Here is a 23287-nt window from a genome sequence, read left to right on the forward strand (position 1 = left end):
TCCTTCAGGTATTCCGGCGGCGCACCGCGTGCGCCGCCTCGCGGGCATGCCCCGTCAGAAATTCCGCGTCAAGAACATGCCAACGAAGTTCCGATCCGAGTAGGGGTTACCCACGGTGTTGTGGCCGCCCCAGAACATGGTGTAGTTGATGCCCGCCTGCCACTTGGTCGGGTTCTGGTTGAACAGGATGTAGAGGTTTGCCGACTTCAATCCCTGCATGTAGTTGGCCTGGAACGTTGGCGTGTACCCGTAGAGTCCGGCCGAGAAGGTCACGCCAGGCGTCACCTGCCAGCCGGGGATCAGCGAGCCGTCATAGGTCCAGTTGAAGTCGATCGTGGTGCCCACCGAACTCGACGTGCCCTGCCCCCTGCCGATCGGGTAGCCAGTGCCAGAGTTGGGGTTCAACCACGTCAGGTATCCGGTCTGCGGCAACTGCGTGACCTGCTGGCCGTTGACGGTGCGTGTGACGCCGCTGGAGCTCAGGCCGGGGTAGTAGATCCACGTGAGCTCCGTCGTCAACGTTCCCGAGTCGGCGCCGATCCACTTGAGAAACGGATACTCGCTGCGCGTCAGCGCCAGCAAACCGTTGATGCCGAACTGGAACTTCTTCTTGTCGACCCACTGCTGGCAGTCGACCCCACCCGGATTCACATTCAGGTCAGGCGGACCGCCCGCGCCGTAGCAGCTCGACAGCGCCACGCCATCACGCGGGCGATATGACAACTCGGTGCCAATCGCCCAGGGGCCCAACGGGAAGTTCGCACTAACACCAAACAGCTGTCGGTTGGCGAGGTTCGACCACTGCAGCGTGTTGTTCGCGAACGAGGTCAGTACCGGCGACTTGTCGGTGTAGTTCTCGTAGTAGAACGCGAAGTTCGCATCGATGGTGCGCGGTACGTAGTTGAACTTCACACCGAACTGCGGCTTGTACCGCGAAGGCAGTCTGTTATAGACCGGAAGGCCGAACGAATCGGCAAACTCGCCGTTGACCAGGCCATTGCTGATCGCGGCCAGCGTGGCCGGATCGTGGGCGTTCTGCCCGGTCATGCCCGCAATGGTTCCGGCGCTTGGGCCATTCACATTGAAGTTGTTCGGATTGACCGTGAACGGCTCCGTACCACGGCCAAGTACGTTAGACACCGACCAGTACGAGCCGACCGGCGGGAAGCGGTTGCCGTTCCACATAAACTGGTAGTACGCCTCGGTGCTTACACCGTGGGACAGATCGGCGGCGAAGCTCACCATCGGCGCCGGCAGCACCGCTTGCTTGAGCTGAGAGCCCGGGATCATCAGCTTCTGGAAATCGAGCGAGTTGGTGGCGCTGATGCCACCCGTTGCAAACATACTCTCGCCCCAGTTGATCACCTGGTTGCCAAGCCGTACGTGTGCGGTACGGTCGGCAATCGTGAAGTCCTTCTGGGCCCACAGATCGAGCAGTTGCGCGTTATAGACGATCTGCTGCTGCGCGTCGCTCGTCAGCTGGGTGCGCTCCGTGTTCTTGGCCATGAAGTCATACATGCCCGTACCGCGCGCCATGAACTTGATCCCCTCACTGGGCATCGTCAACAGCAGCTCGCTGGTGGCACTCACGTAGGTGCTGAACGGCTTGCCTTTCTTGTAGTTCAAGTCGCCGTTGTCGCCGGCGCCCCACTGATCGACGTTGGCCGCGGCACCACAGCCGTTTGCATTCGGATCCCCGGTGAGTGAGCAGCTCGGGGTCTTGGTCCGTACCGCCGCACCGGTCGTAATGTTGCTGACCAGCGACCCCTTGATGGCATCGTCGGGTCCCGCCGTGAAATCGAAACCGTGTGCATTCGATGCGGCTCCCAGCACGGCAAGTGAGATCGTCGTGCGCGCCAGCGTTCTATTTGTTTTCATCATTCCTCCTCCATCCATTTCATACCGACGCGTGCCTCCTCAAACACGCGCCGGCTCCCCCGAGAGCGGAGCGCGTTATCGCTCGCTGACCGCGCGCAGCGTTTCGGCAGAGAAATAGTCCGACTTGAATCGTGGGTCGCTGGTCTGTTGATACCAGCGGAGGTCCTTGCCCTGGCCAATGGTCGACTGATCGAACACGTAACGCCCGTTGAGCACGTCGTACTGCACGAACGGCTCGTTGTCACACGCACCACCCAGTTCCCACACCGGGACGGGGTAGCTCTCGCGCACCTTCCACAACTTGCCTTGAGCGTCGTAGTCCTCGCCGATCAATGCCATCCAGCTGTCTTCGTCCAGATAGATGACCTTTTTCGATGCAACGTGGCGCGCGCTGGGCTTGAGCGTTGCCTCGACCACCCAGACACGATGCATCTCGTAGCGCCGGTTCTTTGAGGCGATGCCCTCTGGCGTAGCAACGTCATGCAACTTCTCGTTGAACTTGAGCATGCCGAACGCGTTGTACGGGACGATCATTTCCTTCTTGCCCACGAGCTTCCAGTTGAAGCGATCGATAGCGCCGTAGAACATGTTGGCTTCGTCGATCAGGTACTGGTTTTCCATGCCGATGACTGGCGCATCGTACAAATAGGCCGGCATGCGTCGCACACGCCGTTGCCCAGAGAAGTAGTAGAACGTCTCCGACACCTTGTTGAAGTACTGACGTTGCACGAAAGCCTGTCCGGCCAGCGCGGGCGGCGATTCGACCTTGAAGAACGCCGCATTGCTGAGCTGATCGACATCCTGCGGCGTCGTCTTGCCTTGCTTGCCCCATGGCAAGTACACATGCTGCGGCGCGATCGCGTCGATCCAGTCGCTATTGCCCGGACGCGGGGAAACCACGGTTGCCATGCGCGGCCATTCCAGACCTTCGCCGCGGTACCGGTAGATGTAGTTGAGAATGGCCTCTGCACCGCTCTTCGGCTGCGGGAATGCCACGCCCGGCAGGGCCGCCGATTTCAGTTGCTCGCCGGTCGAATCAAGCTTCGCCTCGGTGAGATTGGTCTTTGAATTCTGCGCAACGAAGTCAGGCACCTGGCATTCGCGATGCGACGGATACACGTCCATCCGGTAGCCCTTCTTTTCCTTGATCAGTGCGACCTGGCCGGGCGTAAGGTTGTCTGCGTACTTGTCGATGTTCGATGCATCAATCGAGTACAGCGGCTTTTCGTTGCGATGCTTCCAGAAATCGCCGCGAACCTTGCCCCACTCCCACCCCGCGTCGGGTGCCTGCTTGCCGGTGTAGGCCGGCACGGCACCGTCCTTGCTTGCCGCGCGATCCCCACCCTCGGGCGTCAGGTCTTCCGCCATGGCAGCCGATCCGACCACAAGACATACCGCGGCCGCGATTGTCGACGCGGCTCCGAATCCGTACTTCTTCATCATGGTTCTCCTTCCGATTCCGCTTTCACTCGTCTTGTCATGGTTCATCGCATGAGGCGGGTAAAAGCCTGTTGCTGCGTACTGGTCAAAGGCGGAGTTACTCCTTGCCGGACCCGGCCACCGCCACCGCCCGTACCTCGACGAGTAGCTCGGGAAGCGCCAGCTGCGTGACCCCTACCGCCGTCCACGATGGATAGCGGCTGGGAAAGTACGCGTCCTTGACCGCAGTGAATGCCGCGATCTCGCCGCGCAGATCCGTATGGAAAGTTGTCAGTTCCACGACATCGGCCAGGCTGGCGCCCGCCTCCTCGAGAATCACCTTCAGGCACTCGAATGCGATCTGGGCCTGCGCCTGCATTCCCTCGCCGGGCTTGCCCTGCGCATCGATCCCGACCTGGCCGGACACCCAGATCGTGTCGCCGACGCGCGTTGCCGGCGAAAAGTGGTAGGCGTCATAGAACGCCTGGAACGGGGCAGGAACGATCGACTGCCGTTTATTGGTCAATGCCATGACTAAACCTCTTTGCTCAGATGATTTGACGGAAACAGGAAGCGCGGAACGGATCGCCCGCTTTCAGATGCGAGAGTTCATCGACGAACAGAACGCCCGCCGTGCTGTAGCCCGAGCGGCTGTTTTCAGGCAGTGGACTGAAGGTGGCGTCGTCGCCGAAGAAGCGAAGTACGAGCGTGTGGCGATCAGGAAAATCGGCATCCGTCGCACCGCCGCCGTGCAGCGACCCCGGATGCAGCAGCAGCACATCGCCCGGATTCGTGGCCCACGAGACGATGTCGTAGGCGTTCGGGTCGGCGCGACGCTCGGCTTCGATATTCGGCATGCGCGGCCACACATCGCCACCGTGCAGCGGGTCGGTCGGGTCTTCGGGGTCCTGAAACGTGGTGCCGTCGTAGCGCGTGCCGTTGTGCGATCCACGAACGATCTCCAGCGCGTTGCGCTTCGGAACCGCTTCAAAGCTGATCCACGCATTGGCCCAATGCTTGCCCGCCCACGGCAGGTACGAAGTGTCCTGATGCCAGGACGAACGTGCCGCGCGACCACCGGCCTTGAGGAAGAGTTCCTCGGCGAAATACCACACGTGCTTTGAACCCCACAGTTCGGCGAGCAGCTTGCCGATCGGCAACTCGGCGACGAGTGCGTCCAGCCGCTCCTTCGCATGGGGATTGGCATTGTCAACGTGTGCTTTGCGCTCGGTACCGTCAAACATCGTGGTGACCATAGGCCCGGGGTTTTCGATTCCCCAATCAAAGACTTCCCGGCACTGCGTGAGCGCCGCCTGGCTGAGACAGCCTTCAATAACAACCGCCCCATCCTCCGCAAAGGCCTTGCGCGTGGACTCATTCATCGTTGCTCTCCTGTTTCGTCATTCGCATGGCGGCTGGTCATGAGCACCCTCCGCCATTTCCTTAGTAGAACAAAACACCAAAGTTAGGTAACTATGATAAAGATAGGACGAAAAGAAAAGACAGGGATTTCCCTGCCATGAACGGCACGTGCGAAGGAACGGCAGGCCTTCACGGGTGGCAGCGATCCAACACCCCTACGCACCACAATCGCGCTTTACTTGTTTATGTCAATGACCTATGTTAGGTCATCAGTACTAGACTAGTGGTGGTTGAAGTGGCATGGCAGGGGAAGTGGTCAAAATGGGCAGCGAGTCGAACAGCAAGTCGAGCAGCAACGAGGCAAGAAGCAAACGCGCAATCAGGGGACGCATACCGTCCGGCGTGATAGCGGGGGTGGCGGCAATCCTCATGCTCTGCATGGCAGCCGCGCTGGGTGTGGCCCCGCGTCACACCTACGATGATGAAAAAGGTCCGCTCCACCGGGAGGACCTGCGCATGCCAGACATGCGCGGGCAACTTGCACAGCTGGCAGATGCCGGCGCCACGTATATCCACCAGGCGTCCATGCAGCACGGCGACACCATTGCGTCGCTACTCACTCGGCTCGGCATCGATGACCCCGATGCACTGGTTTTCTTGCGCAACAGCGCTGCCGCGCGCCCTTTCTTCGATCTTGGACCGGGCCAGACCGTGCTGGCCGAAGTCGACCAGGACCACCTGCTTGTCTCGTTGCGGGTCACGCTTGGCGGCAACGTGTCCGCCGCGCGCGAACTGGTCATCGGGCGCACCGGTGACTCCGACCGACCGGAGTTCAAAGCGAACCGACATGCCGTCAAGATCGAACTGCGCCATGAAATGCGCTCTGGCATCATCGCCACGGATGGATTCTTCAAGGCGATGGATGTCGCGGGCGTACCCGGCGACATCGTCCAGCAGATGATCCCCATTTTCTCGGGTGTGGTGGATTTCCACGCCGATATCGTGGCGGGCGATCGCTTCCGTATCGTCTATGAGGCCGGATTCCGAGACGGTGCCCCGGTACACAACGGCCATATCGTGGCGGTCGAACTCGTCAACCGTAGCCAGCCCTACCAGGCCGTGTGGTACGCGGCCGAAGGTAGCAACGACGGGGCCTTTTACACCTTCGACGGCCGCCCCATGGCGCGCACGTTTCTACGCTCTCCCGTCGAGTTTTCGCGCATGTCGTCGGGCTTCGGCTGGCGCGATCACCCGCTGCACCATCAATGGACCAGGCACAACGGCATCGACTTTGCCGCGCCAACGGGAACCAAAGTTTTCGCCACCGCGGATGGCGCGGTCGAGTTTGTCGGCCAGCAAGCCGGCTACGGCAATGTCGTCGTACTTAAACATCAAGGCAGCTACTCGACCTACTACGCGCATCTATCGGGATTTGCCGGCATCCAGCCAGGCCTGCGCGTCAGGCAGGGGCAACTGATCGGCTACGTCGGGGAAACCGGCTGGGCAACCGGCCCGCACCTGCACTATGAGCTTCGCTTTCATGATGTGCCGCAGAACCCCTTGAGCGTCGTGCCGAAGGAGCCTGCCACGCTGACCGGACGAGCACGCGAACGATTCCTGAGCTATACGAGCGGCCTGCTGAGCCGCATCGATACGCTGCGCACCTTTGACGTGGCGTCCAGCCGCTCTTGAGGCGGCCCAGCAAAGTGGCGCAATAAATACTCAGCGACGCGCGAGCGGACCCACCGGCGGTGCCGGGTTGCACCGGCTGCGGCAGCGCGTATTCTGGTTCATGGTTCCTTATTCACGCTGACTCCGACCGGTCGCGACCGGTCTCTTCCTTCACGGAAACGTCAGACCGCCGGTTGGGGGCAGATCATGCGCAAGCGGCCTCATGACAGTTCGAACAAAGATCGCCCCGTGGCATTCGAATTCGAGGAGAGCGAGCCGCATTTCAGGCTGCTCGCCGACGGCATACCCCATATGGTAATGACCGCCGATGCGCATGGCCGGATCGATTACTGCAATCAGCGGTGGTCAGCCTATACGGGCCTCAGCCTCGAACAAACCCAGTCCGGAGCCTGGCAATCGGCCATACACCCCGATGACTTCAACAGGAACATCGACGGCTGGACAGACGCGGTGGCGGCAGGACGCGAATACGAGATCGAGTATCGCTTGAGACGGATGTCCGATGGCGCCTATCGATGGCACCTTGAGCGCGGGTCGCCACTCAGGGATATGAATGGGAAGATCGTGAAGTGGCTGGCATCCTGCACCGACATCGAAGACCTGAAGCAGGCGCAGGAATCGGCCGAACGCGCCAACCGCGCAAAGTCCGAATTCCTGTCAAGCATGAGCCATGAGTTGCGCAACCCATTGAATGCCATCCTTGGCTTCGCGCAACTGATGGCCTCCGATTCCCCGCCCCCGACTCCCTCGCAACAGGCGAGCCTCGAACAGATTCTGAAGGCGGGCTGGCATTTGCTGGAACTGGTGAACGAGATCCTCGATCTTGCGAAGATCGAGGCCGGGCATATGTCGCTCTCCCCCGAGCCGGTATCGGTCGTGGATATCTTGCACGAATGTCACGCAATGCTTGAGCATCAAGCACTCAGGCGCGAGATTCGCATGCGATTTCCCCCGGGCGACACTGCGTGCTATGTCCGCGCTGACCGGACCCGCTTGAAGCAGATTCTCGTCAACCTGCTTTCCAATGCCATCAAGTACAACCGGGATCGGGGTTCGGTCGACGTGCAGTTGTGCCCGACAGGCAACCGCGTACGCGTCAGCGTGTGTGATACCGGCGCGGGATTGACGCCGGAACGTCTGGCACAACTATTCCAGCCATTCAACCGCCTGGGGCATGAAGCCGGCCCGGTTGAGGGCACTGGCATCGGCCTGGTGGTCGCCAAGCGACTGGTCGAACTGATGGGCGGCGCCATTAGTGCCGAGAGTACGCCGGGCGAAGGCAGCGTATTCTGGATCGAACTGCCCGCTGCGCACCCACCCGAAATGACTGGCGAAGGGTCGGCACTGCACGTACCCGTCAAGACGACAATCGAGGAGCATTCTTCCGTACACACGCTGCTATATGTGGAAGACAACCCCGCCAACCTCAAGCTCGTGGAGCAACTTATCGGCCGCCGGAGCGATATTCATCTGCTATCCGCAGTTACGGGGACAGCTGGTGTCACGCTCGCACAGGCCTCATTGCCAGACGTCATCGTGATGGACATCCATTTGCCTGACATCAACGGCCTCGAAGCACTGGAACGCCTGCGCGAGGATCCGAAGACGATGCATATCCCGGTCATCGCCCTCAGTGCGAATGCGATGCCACGCGATATTGAAAGAGGCATCAAGGCCGGATTCTTCCGCTATCTGACCAAGCCAATCAAGATCCCTGAATTCATGGACGCGCTGAACGCCGCTCTTGAACAGCAACAAGGCGGGATAACTCCGGGATAACAAGGCCGAAGTCTTATCATGATCAGCGCATCGAACATCCTGGCAGCAAGGATCCTGGTCGTTGACGACCTCGAGGCCAACGTCATTCTGCTCGAGCGCATGCTGCGCGGTGCGGGGTACACCTGCGTTGCATCGACCACCGATCCGCGCACCGTTCGTCAGCTTCATATCAGGCATCACTACGACCTGATCGTGCTCGACCTCCAGATGCCCGGCATGGACGGCTTCGAGGTCATGGAGGCCATCAGGGACGTCGAGCCAGACAGCTACCTTCCGGTAATCGTCGTCACTGCCCAGCCCGACCATAAACTACGTGCATTGCAGGCCGGCGCGAAAGACTTCGTCAGCAAACCGTTCGAACTTGCCGAAGTTCTGATGCGAGTGCGCAATATGCTCGAAGTGCGCCTGCTACATGGTGAGGCATTGAACCATGGCAAGGAACTCGAACAGAAGGTGCGTGAACTGGAAGCGAGCCGGGAGACCATCGTTCAGCAGAGCAATGAACTGAGGCACCTTTACGAGAAGCTGGTTCGTGAGCAGCAGGTAACCGATCGACTGCTTCTCAATGTGCTGCCCGCCCCCATCGCAGAGCGGCTGAAACTGCGTTCCGATCTTATCGGCAGTGGCCCGCCAGAGATCATCGCGGACAGGTTCCAGGACGTGTCGGTGTTGTTCGCCGACATCGTGCAGTTCACTCGCTTTTGTCCCGGCATGCACCCGGAACAACTGGTGGCGGTGTTGAACGAGATCTTTGCCGACTTCGACAATATCGCCGACAGCCGGGGGCTCGAGAAGATCAAGACGATCGGGGACGCCTACATGGCGGCCGCAGGCTTGCCCACCCCTGCCGCCAATCATGCAGCTCGCGCCGCGCACATGGCCATGGACATGGTCGAGTCACTGGATCGATTCAATCTGCGGAGCGGTTACAACATGCAGTTGCGCGTTGGCATCCACAGCGGCGCCGTCATCGCCGGCGTGATCGGACGAAGAAAATTCATCTATGACCTGTGGGGCGACACCGTGAATATCGCCAGCCGGATGGAATCCCATGGCATAGCCGGCCGCATTCAGGTGACGGAGGCCACCCGGCGGCAGCTTGACGAAGAGTTCCAGCTCGAAGAGCGCGGTGCGATCGCCGTGAAGGGCATCGGGGATTTGCGTACATGGCTGCTGGTTGGCAGGGCCACCGATGCGCCGAAATAGAATCGTTCTCGATTCTCCGGCGATCTCCCGACCTACGAAACCCAGGTCAACCCCAAATAAACATACCCCACAGCGGGAATCAACACTGCCGCCATAACCCAGCGGGACCGGGTGCTGTTCACGGGGTAGCCAAAGCGGTCTTTTCTATGGAAGAGGTATCGATCCATGGGGATTTTCCCTATCCTGAGTAACCGAAAAAGAGACCCGCGTAGTCAGACCACGCGGGCGGACGAACCGTCGGTGAACTCGTCACGGCATGAGTTATTGTGTTGCCGGTCACATCCAGGCGCCATACGCCATAAGGATGACGGGAGGCAAAAGCTTCAGCGGAAATCTAGTGTGCCGAGTCTGCAGCAAATGCCAGGACTTGCCCTAGTGCTTCGCATTCGATGAGATTTCCGAAGTCATCGGTCACGCATAGATGTCCGGATCCTGTTCGCAATACGGAGACGATACTCAGGCCCAGCACGTTGAGTGGCTTTACGAAGGTCGGGGCAGGATGCATCGCGGAGGACTCCGAAATGGCTGAGGGTTGGCTTCGCAGCCGTTGTCTGCGAATCCAGGAGCCATCCTGTTCCGATGAAGCTGCCCGGTATGCGTCCTTGGCCGCATGCTTGCGCCTGCCTGTGATGCCTGCCGAACGTAAGGGTAAAATCGGCCGCATATCAGCAGCACGTTGGCGACCATCCGCGCTGCTCCAAGCACAAATGATCAGGAGACGCGCCCCTTGCGCTACGAACTAACAGATTTGCGGCTGTTCCAGGCCATTGCCGAGGCACACAGTCTTGCGGGCGGTGCGAATGCCGCGCATATCACGGCATCGGCTGCCAGCTACAGGTTGAAGAATCTGGAGCATGCGCTTGGTATTCCGCTGTTTGTTCGCAGTCCGCGGGGCATGGATCTCACGCCGGCGGGCGAAATGCTGCTTGCCCATGTGCGCGAATTGCTGCAGGGCATCGAGCGGATGCATGCGGAAGTGGGCCAGTTTGCCAGCGGACTCAAGGGGCATATTCGTCTGCTTGCCAATAGCAGCTCGCTGAACGGTTTTATCATCCCCAGCGTCAGCCGCTTTCTGGCGGCCCATCCCGAGGTCAATATCGATCTGGAGGAACGCGCGAGCCAGGCGATTGTGGCTGCGGTAGCTGCGCATGAGGTAGACATCGGCATCCTCGCGAATGAACTGACCGACGAGGCCAGTGCTGCCGGGGTTCGGGCGGTCCGCTATGCCGTGGATGAACTGGTACTTGCAGTGCCTGCGGGGCATCCGTTGGCAAGGGAATCAAGCGTGCGTTTTGGTGCGGCGCTGGGATTTGATTTCGTGTGCATGAGTCGGAACAGCAGCAATTTCCTGTTTCTCAAGGACATGGCCCAGAGAGCCGGGAAGCTGCCCAACGTTCGACTGCATGCGCACAGTTTCGAGGCTGTGTTGTCGCTGGCGGAAGCTGGGGTGGGTATCGCGCTGGTACCCAGGAGTGTTGCCGCCGAAGCCCTGAATTCGGGCCGTGTGGTTGGGGTCGGATTGGACGAGCCGTGGGCTATCCGCGAGTTGAGTCTGGTAACTCGCGGGGACGGAAAGCTGCCGGGCTTCGCGGCGGCGTTTGTGCAGTTTCTGCTAAGCGATCCGCGCGTTGCCATTACGCGGGATCCCCAAACGCCATCGGCTTGAAGCGTCTTGAAGCGGCTTGAAGCTGCTGAGACGGCTTAACGCTTCCGGTTGATAAAGCTTGCCATATGTTCCTGTGGCTCGCCGGTTTCAAAAGCCAGGCCAAACTCGGTCACGCTATTCTCGATGGAGTCATCGAGCGGTGCTTCTTCCCACTCGCGCAGCAGGCGCTTTTGCTGGCGCACGACTTGCGGTCCGAAGCTTGCCAGCAGTTCTGCCACCCGCGTGACTTCGGCATCAAGGTTTGCCAGCGGCACGACCTGGCTGACCAGTCCAGCTGACAGCGACTGTGCGGCATCGGCGATTTCACCAGTAAGCAGAAACCACGCGGTCCTGGCATTGCCGATCAGTCGGGGCATCAACGCCGCGTGAATCACCGACGGAATGCCGACCTTGACCTCGGGCATTCCAAGCTGCGCATCGTCCGAAGCAACTCGAATGTCGCAAGCCAGGGCCAGTTCCAGCCCGCCGCCGAGGCACCATCCTGGCATGCGAGCGATGACCGGCACCGGGAAATGCCGCAGTGCATTGCACAGATCGCGCAGGCCACTGATAAATACTTCGGCGGTCTCGCGTGTCAGCGCAGCCATTTCGTTGATGTCGGCGCCGCCGATAAAGCCCTTGTCGCCCGTGCCGCGCACCACGAGCACGCGAACGCCCTTACGCTCCGCGAGCGCCTGCACCGCGCTGGTCAGGTCGGCAATGACTGGAGTGCTCAGGATATTCAGTGACTTGGCCTCACGGATGGTGACCGTGGCAATACCACGTTCGTCGACCTCTACCGCAGCGTGGCGCTTTGACAGGTTCTCGCTCATTCGAATCTCCTTATTGCAACTTCTCGAAGCGGATGTCCTCGACAACCTTCTTCCAGTGCTGATTTTGCGTGCGGATCAGGTCCGCAAATGCCTTGCGGGTGGTCCATGCGGGGATGGCGCCCTGCTTCTCGATGGCTGCCACGACTTCTGGTTCAGCCAGCACTTGCTTCACTGCCGCGTTGATCTTGTCGAGAATGGGTGCCGGCGTACCGGCGGGCGCGCCCAGTCCGAACCACGACGGATTGTTCATGGCCGGCAAGCCCGCCTCGGCATAGGTCGGCACATTTGGCAGCATTTTCAGGCGTTGCTTCGCCGCGACCGCCAGTGGACGAAGCTTGCCGCCCTGAATCAATCCGGACGACGAAGGAATATTGTCGAAGACCACCTGGATCTGGCCGGCCATCGCGTCATTCAACGCGGGACCCAGCCCCTTGTAGGGAACGTGCAGCATCCTGGTGCCGGTCACGTTCATGAACAGTTCGCCGTTCATATGGCTCAGGCCACCATTACCGGACGAGCCGAACGAGTATTTGCCCGGCTCCGCTTTCAGCAACTTGATAAAGGCCGGCAGGTCTTGCGCCGGAAATGACGGGTTGACGACCAGCACGTTGGGCACGTCGGCAAAATTACTGATCGGGTCGAAATCCTTGACCGGGTCATAGGCGGTCTTCTGGTAGACATTCGGATTCACCGCGTGCGAGCTTTCGACCTCCATCACCAGCGTGTATCCATCCGCGGGTTGCTTGGCTGCGAATGCACTACCCACGGCGCCGCCCGCGCCGGGACGGTTTTCAATGACCACTGGTTGCGTGAGCACGGCACCGAGCCGCGTGCCGACCACGCGCGCGATGATGTCGGTGGTACCACCCGCCGCGTAGGGCACGATCAGCTTGATTGGTTTGTCAGGCCAGGTCGAGGCATGCGCAACGCCGAACGGGCTGCCACTCGCCATGACGACCAATGCGGCCATGGCGATCATGCCGAGGCTGGAATGCTGCAACTTCATTATTGTCTCCGTATGGATCTGATATCGATAAACGCTGTGCTGCGCCGTTACGCTTGCGGGGTATGTTCCCCAAGCAGAGGTGGCGGCTTCAAGGGATTCGGGTTACTCGGCAGCATGGGATTGCGCACCATCGGAATGGTCCCCATGACCGGATGCACTGCGGCCTGTCGCAACTGCCGATGCTGGACCTGCGGATGCGCGAACACCTCTTCCATGGTGTTGATCGGGCCCCACGGCACGCCTGCGGCGTCAAACGCGCTGGTCCAGGTATCGCGCGTTCGCGTCGGGAATACCTCTGTGAGCACCGCCCTGAGTGCGGGAAGGTTCTCGATTCGCCCCGAGTTGGTGATATAGCGCGCGTCTTCCGCCAAATCGCGACGCCCCGCCACCTCGCAAAATCGCGCGAACTGTGCGTCATTGCCGATGGCGAGGATCAAATAACCATCGGCACAGCGAAACACCTCGTACGGCGCGCAATTCGGATGCGCGTTGCCGCTACGTTGGGGGTTTTCTCCCGAAACCAGGTAGTTGGCGCCCTGATTTGCATTCAATGCGACCGCAACGTCCAGGAGCGCGATATCGAGGTGCTGGCCTTCCCCGGTGTGCTGGCGCTGGAATAGCGCAGCCAGTACGGCCGAGGTGGCATACATGCCGGTGCTGACGTCCACCACGGCCACGCCGGTTCGAAGCGGGCCGGCCCCGGGGCTCCCATCAGGCTGCCCGGTATAACTCATCAAGCCGCCCATGCCCTGGAACACATAGTCATAGCCGGGCTTGTCCGCCATCGGGCCATCCTGGCCGAAACCGGTAATGGACAGGTAAATCAGGCGAGGGTTGACCGCCTTGAGCGACGCATAGTCAAGGCCGTAGCGCTTGAGCGTGCCAACCTTGTAGTTCTCGACCAATACATCCGCATCGCGTGCGAGTTCAAGCAATCGCGCAGCGCCTTCGGGATGGCTGTAGTCGATGCTGACCGACTGCTTGCCGCGGTTGCAACTGATGAAGTAAGCCGACATCCGTTCATCGCTACCATCCTCGGCCGTCATATAGGGAGGCCCCCAGCCGCGTGTATCGTCACCACGCTGGGGATGCTCGACCTTCACCACCTCGGCGCCCAGGTCGGCAAGGTTCTGCGTGCACCATGGCCCCGCCAGGATGCGCGATAAATCCAGGACCCGAATGCCCTCTAATGCCCGATGCAACATTGCTGCTCCGTATTCTCATGCTCAACGTGGGGTCGAGTGTATGGACCCCTCGCCAGAAAATCGATTTGAATGTTTTCAACGCCGGCTTCGCGGCGGTTCAAGGTTCGATACTCAGCGCTCAGCGCTTGGTGTCGAAGGTCTGCGCCCCGCTGGCGACCAGACGTTCGAGCAGCGGAGCCGGCTCCCAATGCGGCCCATGTGCGTCGCGCAAGGCGCGAATCCGGGTCAGCACCTTCTCGAGGCCCAGCGTCTCGGCGTAGAACATCGGACCACCGCGCCAGGCGGGAAAGCCGTAGCCATGCACGTAGACCACGTCGATATCCGACGCACGTTGGGCAATGCCTTCTTCCAGAATATGGGCGCCCTCGTTAATCAGCGCGAGCATGGATCGCTCGACAATCTCGTCATCCTGGATCTCGCGCCTTTCGATGCCCGCCTCTCGGGCGCAGCCTGCGATCAGTTCGTCGATAAGCGGGTCGGGAACCGGCGTCCGGCTACCGGGCTCGTAGCGGTAGTAGCCACCGCCGGTCTTCTGCCCGAAACGGCCCAGTTCGCAGATCCGGTCCGCGACTTTGGAATAGCGCAGATGGGCTGGACGGGTTGGTGCCAGGCGTTTGCGGGTTGCCCAGTTGATGTCCATGCCGGCCAGATCAGCCATGGTCAGTGGTCCCATCGCCATGCCGAAGTCTGTCAGCGCGCGGTCGATTTGCTGGGGCGATGCGCCCTCTTCCAGCAGGAATCCGGCTTCACGCCAATATGGGGTCAGCATGCGGTTGCCGACGAATCCTTCGCAAACCCCGACGAGCACCGGGATTTTCTGGATGCGTTGTGCCATCGCCAGGCATGTGCTGATGACATCCAGACTGGTCGCCTTGCCGCGCACCACCTCCAGAAGCTTCATCACATTTGCAGGACTGAAGAAATGCAAACCAATCACGTCGCCCGGACGCTGGGTGGATGCCGCAATGGCGTCGATATTGAGCCGCGAGGTGTTGGTGGCGAGGATTGCCGAAGGCTTGCAGACCTTGTCCAGACGCTGGAAAATCTCCTGCTTGACCGCCATATCCTCGAAAGCCGCTTCCACCACCAGATCGGCCTTGGCAAGCGCATCAAAGTCCAGCGACGTGGAAATACGCGCAATGCGCTCCTCGATTTGCGCCGAAGTGAGCTTGCCTTTTGAAGCCGTGACGTCGTAGTTGTGTCGGATCAGTGCCATGCCGCGGTCAAGCGCGGCCTGCTCACGCTCAACCAGCGTGACCGGGATGCCGGCATTGACAAAAGACATGGTGATGCCCACGCCCATGGTGCCTGCGCCCAGTACGGCAACATGATCCAGAGGTCGCAGCGCTGACCCGCCCCCTTCCGCGAACTTCGGTGCCTCCCGCTCCGCGAAGAACATATGGCGTAGCGCTCTGGATTCCGGACCGGCCACCAGTTCCTCAAACCGTGCACGTTCGAAGGCGAGGCCATCGCCGAACGGCAATTGCGTGGCCGCCTTGACGCAGCGGATGCTTGCCTGCTGCGCCGTGGCGTTACGCGCCTTCCGACTGACCGAAGCAATCCTGGCCGCGAAATCGACCGATACTCCCGTGATTTCGCGCGTTGCCACGATTGGATGCACGCCAGCCTTCGCTGCCGCCTGCCGACAAAAATCAACCACCAATGCCACGACTTCGCTTGCGTCGCGTACCGGGCCATCCCCTTGGGTAATGGCGTCAGCCAGTCCAATCTGGACACTCACCTTACCCGTGACCGGCGCGCCGCTCTGGATCATGTCCAACGCCCGTTCCACACCCACCAGACGCGGCAGGCGCTGCGTGCCACCACCGCCAGGCACCAGGCCGATATTGACCTCCGGCAGACCAAGCCGCGCGTCGTGCGCAACCACACGATAATGGCAGCCCAACGCAAACTCGAGGCCACCGCCCAGCGCAACGCCATGAATGGCGGCGACCACCGGCTTGCGGGATGCCGCGATCAGTTGCTGGATATCCTTGGATTGGGGCCAGGCTGTTGCGGCAGGTGTATTGAACTGCCGGATATCGGCGCCGCCGCAAAACACCTTGCCGTCTCCGGCCACTACGATGCCGACAACGCCGTCGTCGTCGAAAGCCCGTGTCAGTCCGGCATGAATGCCCGCACGCGTGGTGTCACCGAGCCCGTTGACCGGTGGATTGTCCAGCCACAGCACCGCAATATCGGCGCGCTGTTCATAGCTGACGGTGGAGGAAAGACGGATCGATTCAGAAACTTGTGACATCCCGATACTCGCGAGTGAATGCAAGGTTTTCTATTGATAAGCCGAGAGGATCGCTGTGGCCTGGCTTGAAAGAACGCCACCGTTACCGTGCACCAGCGCGGTCTCCGCACCTGCCACCTGACGTTCGCCGGCTTCCCTGCGCAGTTGGGTAACGGCCTCGATGACCAGGAAGATGCTGTACATCCCCGGGTGTACGCACGACAAACCGCCGCCGTTGGTATTCATCGGGAACTCGCCGCCAGGTGCAATGCGGCCACCCGAAACGAAAGCGCCACCTTCCCCCTTGGCACAGAACCCGAGGTCTTCGAGAAAGAGAATCGGGTTGATCGTGAACGCGTCGTACAACTCGACCACGTCGATGTCCTTCGGCGTCAGTCCCGCTTGCGCGAAGGCCTTTGCTCCGGAATCGATGGCAGGCGTCCGGGTCAGATCCTCCATGCAGGAAATCTGCCGGTGCCAATGGGCATGGCCAACGCCCAATACATGGATTGGTTTTGCGTGGAGTGCCTTGGCCCGCTCCGCGCGAGTAACCACGAATGCCCCGGCCCCATCTGTTACCAGACAGCAATCGCGTACCGTCAGCGGGTCTGAGATCATCTTTGCGTTGATGACGTCATCGACGGTAAGCGGATCTCTCGCAAAGGCATCCGGATTGAGTTGTGCCCATTTGCGCGCAGCCACTGCCACCTCGGCCAGTTGCGTGCGCGTGGTGCCGTACTCATGCATATGCCGGGCCGCAGCCAGCGCGTAGCTGGTAACCGGATTGAACGGCTTGTAAGGATGCTCGTATGGCTGCGGGTCCAGTTCCGCGCGCATCGCATTGACCCGTGAACTGCTGGGAATGCTGCGCGGGTTGCTGCCATAGCAGATCAGCACGTTCTCGCATTCGCCAGCTTCGATAGCCATTGCCGCAATTCGGATGTCGGCAATAAAGGACGAACCACCGAACATCGTGCTATCGGAAAACCTGGGCCGGATGCCCAGATATTCGGACATGCGCATCACCCACCATGGCGACGTCAGGCTGGACGTAATGATCCCGTCGATATCCGCCATACGCAGGCCGCTGGCCGCCACCGCAGCCTTCGCCGCCTCGGCAATGATCTCCTGTTCGGTACGCCCACCTGCATGCCCAAGGCCAGCCAGGCCAGTGCCGAGAATCGCCACGCCGCCGCGGTCAGTTGCTTTCGTCACTCTCGTCATTACGCCTCTCCCGCCAAGCTGAACACAAGGAGAGCACCCTCACCTTCCTGCGCAATCTGCGCCTTCACCCTTGCGCCGATCTTGACGCGGTCGGGTTCGATGCCGACCACTCGGCTCATCAGGCGTGGACCTTCATCAAGATCCACCAGGCAGACGTTATGGCTCGACTCCTTACCGCGCACCACCGTGGTGGAATAGACGCGGCCGAGGCCCGATGGAGCGGTCCATTGCAATGCCATTGAATCGCAGAATGGGCAAATGACACGCGGAAAGAAATGAAACTTGCCACAATCCTGGCACCGGGGAATCTCGAACACCCCTTGCGCGAGCCGGCCGAAATAGTGTTCGTCGGCACTCTGCATTTTGCTGTCAGCCATCAATCCCTCGCTGGTGCTCACTGGTCGATATGCACACCGGTGACCTTCACCGTGCTCTGCCACTTGGCAACTTCGGCTTCGACATACTTGCGAAACTCCGCCGGATTCAAGCCGCCGGCCGCTTCGGCTTGTTGCCTTTTGAGCTTCGCCACCATGTCGGGGGACGCCATGATGCGATTCACTTCGGCATTAAGACGCGTAACAATCGCCTGGGGAGTACCGGCGGGCGCGTAAAGGCCCAGCCAGGTATAGGCGTCGAAATTCTTGTAGCCGGCCTCGGCAATCGTCGGCACATCGGGAAACAGCTTGCTGCGCTCTGCACTGGTCACGGCAATCGGGCGCAGCTTTCCCGCGGCAACAAATGCCGAAACGCTCATGGAATCCTGGAAGACAACCGGGATCTGCCCCGCCACCACAGCTTGCGTCGAAGGCGAAGCGCCTTTGTATGGCACATGGACCAGCGGTGCGCCGGACATATGGCGAAACAGTTCGCCGGCCAGATGGGTCGAGCCGCCGGCCCCGGCGGAGCCATAGGGCACGCTGCCCTGTTCCTTGGCCCATTTGACGAACTCGGGCACGGTATTTACTGGAACGGAAGGGTTCACCACCAGCATATTGGGGGCCTTCGCAATCAGCGCGATCGGCTCGAAGTCCAGCACTGGGCGATATCGGACCGACTTCTGGACCGCGGGCCCGATCACGTGACCGGTCGCACTGAGCAGAAGCGTGTAGCCATCGGCCGGCTTGCGGGCGACGTACTCCGTGGCGATCTGGCCGGCGGCGCCGGGCCGGTTTTCCACCACGAAGCTCTGCTTGAAGGTTTCGCTTAGTTCTGCCGCAACCAGGCGCCCGACAATATCCGTCATGCCGCCCGGCGCGAAGGCCACGACAATGGTGACGGGCCTGCCTGGATAGGTTTCGGCATTAGCCGGAGAAATTCCTGCGCTGCCAAGTACCAGCGCGGCGCCGATTGTTGCAACAAGGCGGCGGCGGGCGAAGCTTTGATTCATCAATGTCTCCTGCGTCGTGGTGCGCGTGGTCACGAACGTGACCCGCGTTTTTTAGTTGTCGACGCAGTATATTTTTGTGAACCGAAGACACCTATCCGAAAGTTTCGAACTGCGCGTTCGTGAATTTTCAAGGGGCAGCGCAGTTGGGATACATGGATTAGCCCTGTCAGGCGCCCTCGCCTGCGGCGTTAAAGCGGTGAACCGGCCACTGCCCGCCATCCACCAGCCGGCGGGTAATCGAGAGCAGACGTTGCCATACCGTCGTCACGGCCAGCGAGGCGGGAAGTGTCGCCACCCGGCACAGGTACACCTGTCGCGTGAATCCTTGTTCGGCAATGCTGGCGCACGACACAAGCCCGCCGCGCCACTCCTCCTGTACTGAGGCGTGAGACAAAATGGTGAAGCCGGCGCCCGCCGCGGCAAGGGCGATGAGCTCCGGAATCGCATTCACTTCGGCAATGACCTGAAGCTCCGTGTCCTGGGACGCGCCAAACCGGTCGATAAGGCTGCGCAAACCATGCAGACCGGCAGGCAGAATCAATGGATAGCGACCCAATTGGGCAAACGGCACGGAGACCGCGGTCTTGATTCCGTCCTGCCCGTAGGCCGACAACTCGCCCGGCGGCCCGACCAGCAAAAGCCGCTCCTCAAGCACGCGATCCGCGCGCAGTCCTGGTTCGGGCGTACCGCCGAAGGTCATGCCAATGTCCAGGTGCCCAGTCAGCAGCCCTTGCGGAATGTAGCCGGTGCTTTGCTCGATGATCTGGAGGTCGATCCCTGGCCATTCCGCACAGACTTCCTTGACGAGCGGCACCGTCAGCAGCTTCGCCAGCGATTGCGGCAATCCAACCGCCACCCGCCCCTGGGGCTGCTTGATGGCCGTCCGAATGTCCTCGTACGCGACATCCACACGCCGCAGGATATCCGTCGCATGTGCCAACAGCATTTCACCCGCAGCGGTGGCCACGACACCCCTCGGAGTCCGCTCAAGCAAGGCCGCCCCGAACTCTTCCTCAAGGTTTTTCATCTGGAGGCTTAGCGCCGGCTGAGCGATGTGCAGACGGTCGGCGGCGCGCGAAATGGACCCGGCCGAGCAAACCGTAACGAAGCCCCTCAGGGTGCGAAGTTCGAGAGCCATGGACTGCCTCGGCTAAGTAGATATATTCAAATCTTATATCGGATATCCAAATCCTGTCTTGGACTTATATCCCGTGAATCGCCATGCTACGGGCAAACCACAGGAGACATGAATGAATCCAACCCGTCGCACGCTGCTGATCGGCGCAGTCGCCTCCGTACTGGCTGGCCCTCTGTTTGCCGCCGATTGGCCAACCAAGCCGGTACGAATCGTTGTGCCGTTTGCCGCAGGCGGGCCCACCGACTTTATTGCCCGGCTGTTGGCGACAGCCCTTTCCAAAGAATTGGGCCAGCCAGTCGTCATCGACAATCGCCCTGGCGCCAGCGGCAATATCGGCGCCCAGCATGTGCTCGATAGTGGCAATGACGGCTACACGCTGCTGCACAACACGGTGGCCATGCAAGCCGTGAACCCGCTGATGTACCCCCACGCGCGTTTCCTGCCGTCCCGGGACTTCGTGCCCATTGCGACGACCGGTTCCATGCCCAACGTGCTGGTGGTGCACCCCGACAAGCTGACGGTAAAGACGCTTGCCGATCTGGTCCAGCTGGGGAAGGCAAAGCCCGGCGCCCTGACCTATGCAACCTTTGGCGCCGGATCGTCACCGCATATCTATGGCTCCCTGCTGCAGAAAAAAGCCGGCTTCGAAGCGGTCGCGGTGCCGTACAAGGGAAGCTCTCCGGCGCTCACCGACGTCATGGCTGGCCAGGTTGATTTTGTGTTCGACTCGTTCACGACGTGCATTGGCCAGATTCAGGGCGGCAAGCTGAAGCCATTGGCCATTACCTCCGCGCAGCGCTCACCGATGCTGCCAGACGTGCCGACGCTCAAGGAGGCAGGCTATCCAGGCGCGGACCTGAAGTTCTGGTTCTCGCTCCAGGCACCTGCACAAACGCCGAAGGCAGTGGTCGACCGCTTGCGAACGGCCGCGGCCAAGGCCGTCAACGACCCCGAGTACGTTGCAGCACTGCGCAATCGCGGCGCCGAACCAATGCCGACTCGTCCCGACCAGCTCGCCAACTTTGTCCGCACGGACGCTGAGCGTTGGACCAACATCGCGCGTGGCCTTGGCATCCAGCCGGAATAAGAAGGAACTCAAGCAAATGCAACCATTGAAAGGCATTCGGGTTCTGGACCTGAGCAAGGTCCTGGCCGGTCCGCTCTGCGGACAATACCTGGGCGAACTGGGCGCCGACGTCATCAAGGTGGAACCGCCGGGCGCCGGCGACGACACGCGCGGATGGCTGCCGCAGGATGCCGGCCAGTCCGCCGTGTTCCTGGCAGTCAATCACAACAAGCGCAGCATCGCGGTGGATCTCAAGACCAAGGACGGCCAGCGCGTCGTCCAGCAACTTGCGGCCAGCGCCGATATCGTGCTGCAGGGTTTCGGCGGCGGTACCGCTGCGAAACTCGGCGTGGACTACCCCACCCTGAGCGCCCTGAACCCCCGCTTGATCTACTGCGAGATTTCCGGGTACGGCCGCGATGGCCCGTTGGGTAACGAGCCTGGCTACGATGTCATGCTGCAGGCGTTCAGCGGCATGATCAGCACCATGGGAGAACCCGGCGGGAAATTTGCGCGGGCAAGCTTCTCTCCCGTCGACATTGGCACGGGCATGCACGCGCTCAGCGGCATCCTGGCTGCCCTGCTCGAACGGCACACCACCGGGCAAGGGAGCTACCTGGAGGTCGCGCTGATGGAAACCGCGCTCGGCTTCATGGGGTATATGGCGCAAAACTACTGGCGTAGCGGGCAGGCGCCGCAACGGATGGGCACAGCGCATCCGTCAATGTCGCCATACCAGGCGTTCGATACAGCCGATGGGCCGCTGATGCTGGGTGTCGGCAATGACGCCCAATGGAAACGCTTCTGCGCGGTGGCCGGCCTCGAAGATTGGGTGGCTCACCCGGACTTCGCCACCAATGCCGCCCGGGTGCGTAATTTTTCGCGTACGGTCGAACTGGTGCAGTCGCGCCTGTCGACCCAGCCACTCGCATACTGGCTGGAAACGCTCCGCAAGATCGGGGTGCCCTGCTCACCTATCCAGACGCTGGGCCAGGCCTTGGCACACCCTCAAGTACAGGCCCGCCAATTGATCGTCGAGACTGAACATCCGGTCCTCGGTACTGTCTCGAACATTGGCCTGCCGGTCCGCTTCGGCCGCAAGGCACGGCAGGCAAGTCGTCCCGCACCGCTGCTCGGCGAACACACCGACGAGATCCTGCAGGAAGCCGGATTTACGCCGGAGCAGATTGAAGACATGCACCATGCCGGCACTGTGACCACCGCAGCAAACGTCGTTGCCTAGCCAATACCTGTTGAGATCTCCCATGTCCCTGGTCACCTACACCGTCCGCGACCACGTCGCCGAAATCCTGCTCGACCACGCACCGGTCAATGCGCTGACCGTTCCGATGGTCGACGCCCTTATTCGTGCCCTGGACCGCGCTGCCTCCGACGATGCGGTTCGCGCAGTCATCATTGCCAGTGCCGTACCCAACCGGTTCTGTGCCGGGCTTGATATCGCCGCGCTACAGGGCGCGTCGGCCGATACCGTGCACACGCTGCTGGACAAGCTCTATGTGCAGTTGTCGGAAGCGCAATACCGTCTGGGCAAGCCGTCCATCGCCGCGGTAAGCGGCGCGGCACGCGGGGGCGGCATGACCCTGGCGATCTCCTGCGACCTGCTCGTGGCCGCCGACGACGCCAGCTTCGGCTACCCCGAGATCGACGTCGGCATGCTGCCGGCCATTCACTTCACCCACTTGCCGCGTATCGTGGGCCGTCACGTCGCATTCGACCTGCTGTTCACCGGCCGCTCGTTTGGCGCAAGCGAGGCGCAGGCCATGCATCTGGTCAATCGCGTGGTACCGGCAAACCAGGTTCTTGAAGAGGCACGGTCGCTTGCCGCAATCCTGGTTGGCAAGTCAGCATCCGCAATGCGCATCGGCAGAGCCGCTTTCCATCGCGCCGCAGACAGCGACTACCGTCGCGGTGTTTCCTACGCGGTCGATACATTCTGTCGGGTAGCAGCCACCGATGACGCGCGCGAAGGGATTGCGGCGTTTGTGGAGAAGCGTCGGGCGAATTGGGGTAATTGAACGAGAGCCTTGACCCTGCCCGTTGTGGTCTCCCCTCTCCCGCACGGCGGGAGAGGGGCGGGGGAGAGGGCTGGCAGCTCAAGTTGCCGATATCGCGTCTTGATGCGCTTGCCCTCACCCCCAACCCCTTGTATGTCGCACAATTCGATCTGGATGCATTAGATCGATAACC

General features: G+C 61.0%; 19 protein-coding genes. 7 read left to right on the top strand and 12 right to left on the bottom strand.

Going from position 1 to position 23287, the window contains the following annotated elements; genetic code table 11:
• Positions 1-54: 54 nt before the first annotated feature.
• The 4 genes from ACO550_RS36695 to ACO550_RS36710 all read right to left on the bottom strand — a co-directional run bounded on the left by ACO550_RS36695 (position 55) and on the right by ACO550_RS36710 (position 4679).
• Positions 55-1878, bottom strand: coding sequence for a DUF1302 domain-containing protein (locus ACO550_RS36695; RefSeq protein WP_315597412.1), 1824 nt, complete (start codon positions 1876-1878; stop codon positions 55-57).
• 75 nt (positions 1879-1953) lie between these two features.
• Complete coding sequence (locus tag ACO550_RS36700) at positions 1954-3321, bottom strand: DUF1329 domain-containing protein (protein WP_315597389.1); 1368 nt, start codon at positions 3319-3321, stop codon at positions 1954-1956.
• 94 nt (positions 3322-3415) lie between these two features.
• On the bottom strand, positions 3416-3829 hold the full coding sequence (locus ACO550_RS36705; RefSeq protein WP_315597388.1) for a Rid family hydrolase: 414 nt from the start codon (positions 3827-3829) through the stop codon (positions 3416-3418).
• 16 nt (positions 3830-3845) lie between these two features.
• Positions 3846-4679, bottom strand: coding sequence for a phytanoyl-CoA dioxygenase family protein (locus ACO550_RS36710; RefSeq protein WP_315597387.1), 834 nt, complete (start codon positions 4677-4679; stop codon positions 3846-3848).
• A 409-nt stretch (positions 4680-5088) separates the two neighbouring features.
• Between ACO550_RS36710 and ACO550_RS36715 the strand changes: the two genes are divergently transcribed.
• The 4 genes from ACO550_RS36715 to ACO550_RS36730 all read left to right on the top strand — a co-directional run bounded on the left by ACO550_RS36715 (position 5089) and on the right by ACO550_RS36730 (position 11002).
• Entirely contained in the window at positions 5089-6351 is a 1263-nt protein-coding gene (locus ACO550_RS36715) for a M23 family metallopeptidase (RefSeq protein WP_315597386.1), read from the top strand.
• Positions 6352-6579: 228 nt separating this feature from the next.
• A complete protein-coding gene (locus tag ACO550_RS36720) occupies positions 6580-8130 on the top strand; it encodes a PAS domain-containing hybrid sensor histidine kinase/response regulator (protein WP_485995128.1) in 1551 nt (516 codons plus the stop codon).
• Between the two features lie 18 nt (positions 8131-8148).
• Positions 8149-9336 carry an adenylate/guanylate cyclase domain-containing protein gene (locus ACO550_RS36725; protein WP_315597384.1) on the top strand — a complete coding sequence of 396 codons (1188 nt, stop codon included), beginning with the start codon at positions 8149-8151 and terminating at the stop codon, positions 9334-9336.
• 727 nt (positions 9337-10063) lie between these two features.
• Positions 10064-11002, top strand: a complete 939-nt coding sequence (locus ACO550_RS36730; RefSeq protein WP_315597383.1) for a LysR substrate-binding domain-containing protein — start codon at positions 10064-10066, stop codon at positions 11000-11002.
• A 35-nt stretch (positions 11003-11037) separates the two neighbouring features.
• On the opposite strand, the gene ACO550_RS36735 is transcribed toward ACO550_RS36730, so the two are convergent.
• The 8 genes from ACO550_RS36735 to ACO550_RS36770 form a co-directional block, all read right to left on the bottom strand.
• Positions 11038-11814 (bottom strand): enoyl-CoA hydratase, encoded by a 777-nt coding sequence (locus tag ACO550_RS36735; RefSeq protein ID WP_315597382.1) that lies wholly within the window; start codon positions 11812-11814, stop codon positions 11038-11040.
• 10 nt (positions 11815-11824) lie between these two features.
• The gene (locus ACO550_RS36740) at positions 11825-12793 is read right to left on the bottom strand and encodes a Bug family tripartite tricarboxylate transporter substrate binding protein (RefSeq protein WP_485995130.1); all 969 of its coding nucleotides are present in this window, start codon (positions 12791-12793) and stop codon (positions 11825-11827) included.
• Positions 12794-12867: 74 nt separating this feature from the next.
• Positions 12868-14025, bottom strand: a complete 1158-nt coding sequence (locus tag ACO550_RS36745) for a CoA transferase (protein WP_315597381.1) — start codon at positions 14023-14025, stop codon at positions 12868-12870.
• 118 nt (positions 14026-14143) lie between these two features.
• Positions 14144-16285, bottom strand: a complete 2142-nt coding sequence (locus ACO550_RS36750) for a 3-hydroxyacyl-CoA dehydrogenase NAD-binding domain-containing protein (RefSeq protein WP_315597380.1) — start codon at positions 16283-16285, stop codon at positions 14144-14146.
• A gap of 30 nt (positions 16286-16315) precedes the next feature.
• Positions 16316-17488: an acetyl-CoA acetyltransferase gene (locus tag ACO550_RS36755; protein ID WP_315597379.1), complete on the bottom strand. Its 1173-nt coding sequence runs from the start codon at positions 17486-17488 to the stop codon at positions 16316-16318.
• On the bottom strand, positions 17488-17886 hold the full coding sequence (locus ACO550_RS36760; protein WP_485995129.1) for a Zn-ribbon domain-containing OB-fold protein: 399 nt from the start codon (positions 17884-17886) through the stop codon (positions 17488-17490). Before ACO550_RS36760 ends, ACO550_RS36755 begins: the two co-directional genes overlap by 1 nt.
• Positions 17883-18875, bottom strand: coding sequence for a tripartite tricarboxylate transporter substrate-binding protein (locus ACO550_RS36765; RefSeq protein WP_315597378.1), 993 nt, complete (start codon positions 18873-18875; stop codon positions 17883-17885). Before ACO550_RS36765 ends, ACO550_RS36760 begins: the two co-directional genes overlap by 4 nt.
• Positions 18876-19041: 166 nt before the next feature.
• Positions 19042-20013: a LysR family transcriptional regulator gene (locus ACO550_RS36770; RefSeq protein WP_315597377.1), complete on the bottom strand. Its 972-nt coding sequence runs from the start codon at positions 20011-20013 to the stop codon at positions 19042-19044.
• A gap of 112 nt (positions 20014-20125) precedes the next feature.
• Here ACO550_RS36770 and ACO550_RS36775 point away from each other — a divergent pair, with 112 nt between their 5' ends.
• From ACO550_RS36775 to ACO550_RS36785, 3 genes are read left to right on the top strand one after another with little or no spacing between them, the layout of a single operon-like run.
• A complete protein-coding gene (locus ACO550_RS36775) occupies positions 20126-21100 on the top strand; it encodes a tripartite tricarboxylate transporter substrate-binding protein (RefSeq protein WP_315597376.1) in 975 nt (324 codons plus the stop codon).
• A gap of 16 nt (positions 21101-21116) precedes the next feature.
• Positions 21117-22322, top strand: a complete 1206-nt coding sequence (locus ACO550_RS36780) for a CoA transferase (RefSeq protein WP_315597375.1) — start codon at positions 21117-21119, stop codon at positions 22320-22322.
• A gap of 22 nt (positions 22323-22344) precedes the next feature.
• A complete protein-coding gene (locus tag ACO550_RS36785) occupies positions 22345-23115 on the top strand; it encodes an enoyl-CoA hydratase-related protein (RefSeq protein ID WP_315597374.1) in 771 nt (256 codons plus the stop codon).
• Positions 23116-23287: the final 172 nt, after the last annotated feature.

Source organism: Cupriavidus sp. (genome assembly GCF_057315035.1).

Coding starts and splice junctions, on each gene's coding strand:
- ACO550_RS36710 (WP_315597387.1), bottom strand. CDS start 4,679: ATGAATGAGTCCACGCGCAAGGCCTTTGCGGAGGATGGGGCGGTTGTT.
- ACO550_RS36725 (WP_315597384.1), top strand. CDS start 8,149: ATGATCAGCGCATCGAACATCCTGGCAGCAAGGATCCTGGTCGTTGAC.
- ACO550_RS36780 (WP_315597375.1), top strand. CDS start 21,117: ATGCAACCATTGAAAGGCATTCGGGTTCTGGACCTGAGCAAGGTCCTG.
- ACO550_RS36700 (WP_315597389.1), bottom strand. CDS start 3,321: ATGATGAAGAAGTACGGATTCGGAGCCGCGTCGACAATCGCGGCCGCG.
- ACO550_RS36735 (WP_315597382.1), bottom strand. CDS start 11,814: ATGAGCGAGAACCTGTCAAAGCGCCACGCTGCGGTAGAGGTCGACGAA.
- ACO550_RS36775 (WP_315597376.1), top strand. CDS start 20,126: ATGAATCCAACCCGTCGCACGCTGCTGATCGGCGCAGTCGCCTCCGTA.
- ACO550_RS36745 (WP_315597381.1), bottom strand. CDS start 14,025: ATGTTGCATCGGGCATTAGAGGGCATTCGGGTCCTGGATTTATCGCGC.
- ACO550_RS36770 (WP_315597377.1), bottom strand. CDS start 20,013: ATGGCTCTCGAACTTCGCACCCTGAGGGGCTTCGTTACGGTTTGCTCG.
- ACO550_RS36755 (WP_315597379.1), bottom strand. CDS start 17,488: ATGACGAGAGTGACGAAAGCAACTGACCGCGGCGGCGTGGCGATTCTC.
- ACO550_RS36715 (WP_315597386.1), top strand. CDS start 5,089: ATGCTCTGCATGGCAGCCGCGCTGGGTGTGGCCCCGCGTCACACCTAC.
- ACO550_RS36750 (WP_315597380.1), bottom strand. CDS start 16,285: ATGTCACAAGTTTCTGAATCGATCCGTCTTTCCTCCACCGTCAGCTAT.
- ACO550_RS36785 (WP_315597374.1), top strand. CDS start 22,345: ATGTCCCTGGTCACCTACACCGTCCGCGACCACGTCGCCGAAATCCTG.
- ACO550_RS36705 (WP_315597388.1), bottom strand. CDS start 3,829: ATGGCATTGACCAATAAACGGCAGTCGATCGTTCCTGCCCCGTTCCAG.
- ACO550_RS36765 (WP_315597378.1), bottom strand. CDS start 18,875: ATGAATCAAAGCTTCGCCCGCCGCCGCCTTGTTGCAACAATCGGCGCC.
- ACO550_RS36740 (WP_485995130.1), bottom strand. CDS start 12,793: ATGATCGCCATGGCCGCATTGGTCGTCATGGCGAGTGGCAGCCCGTTC.
- ACO550_RS36695 (WP_315597412.1), bottom strand. CDS start 1,878: ATGAAAACAAATAGAACGCTGGCGCGCACGACGATCTCACTTGCCGTG.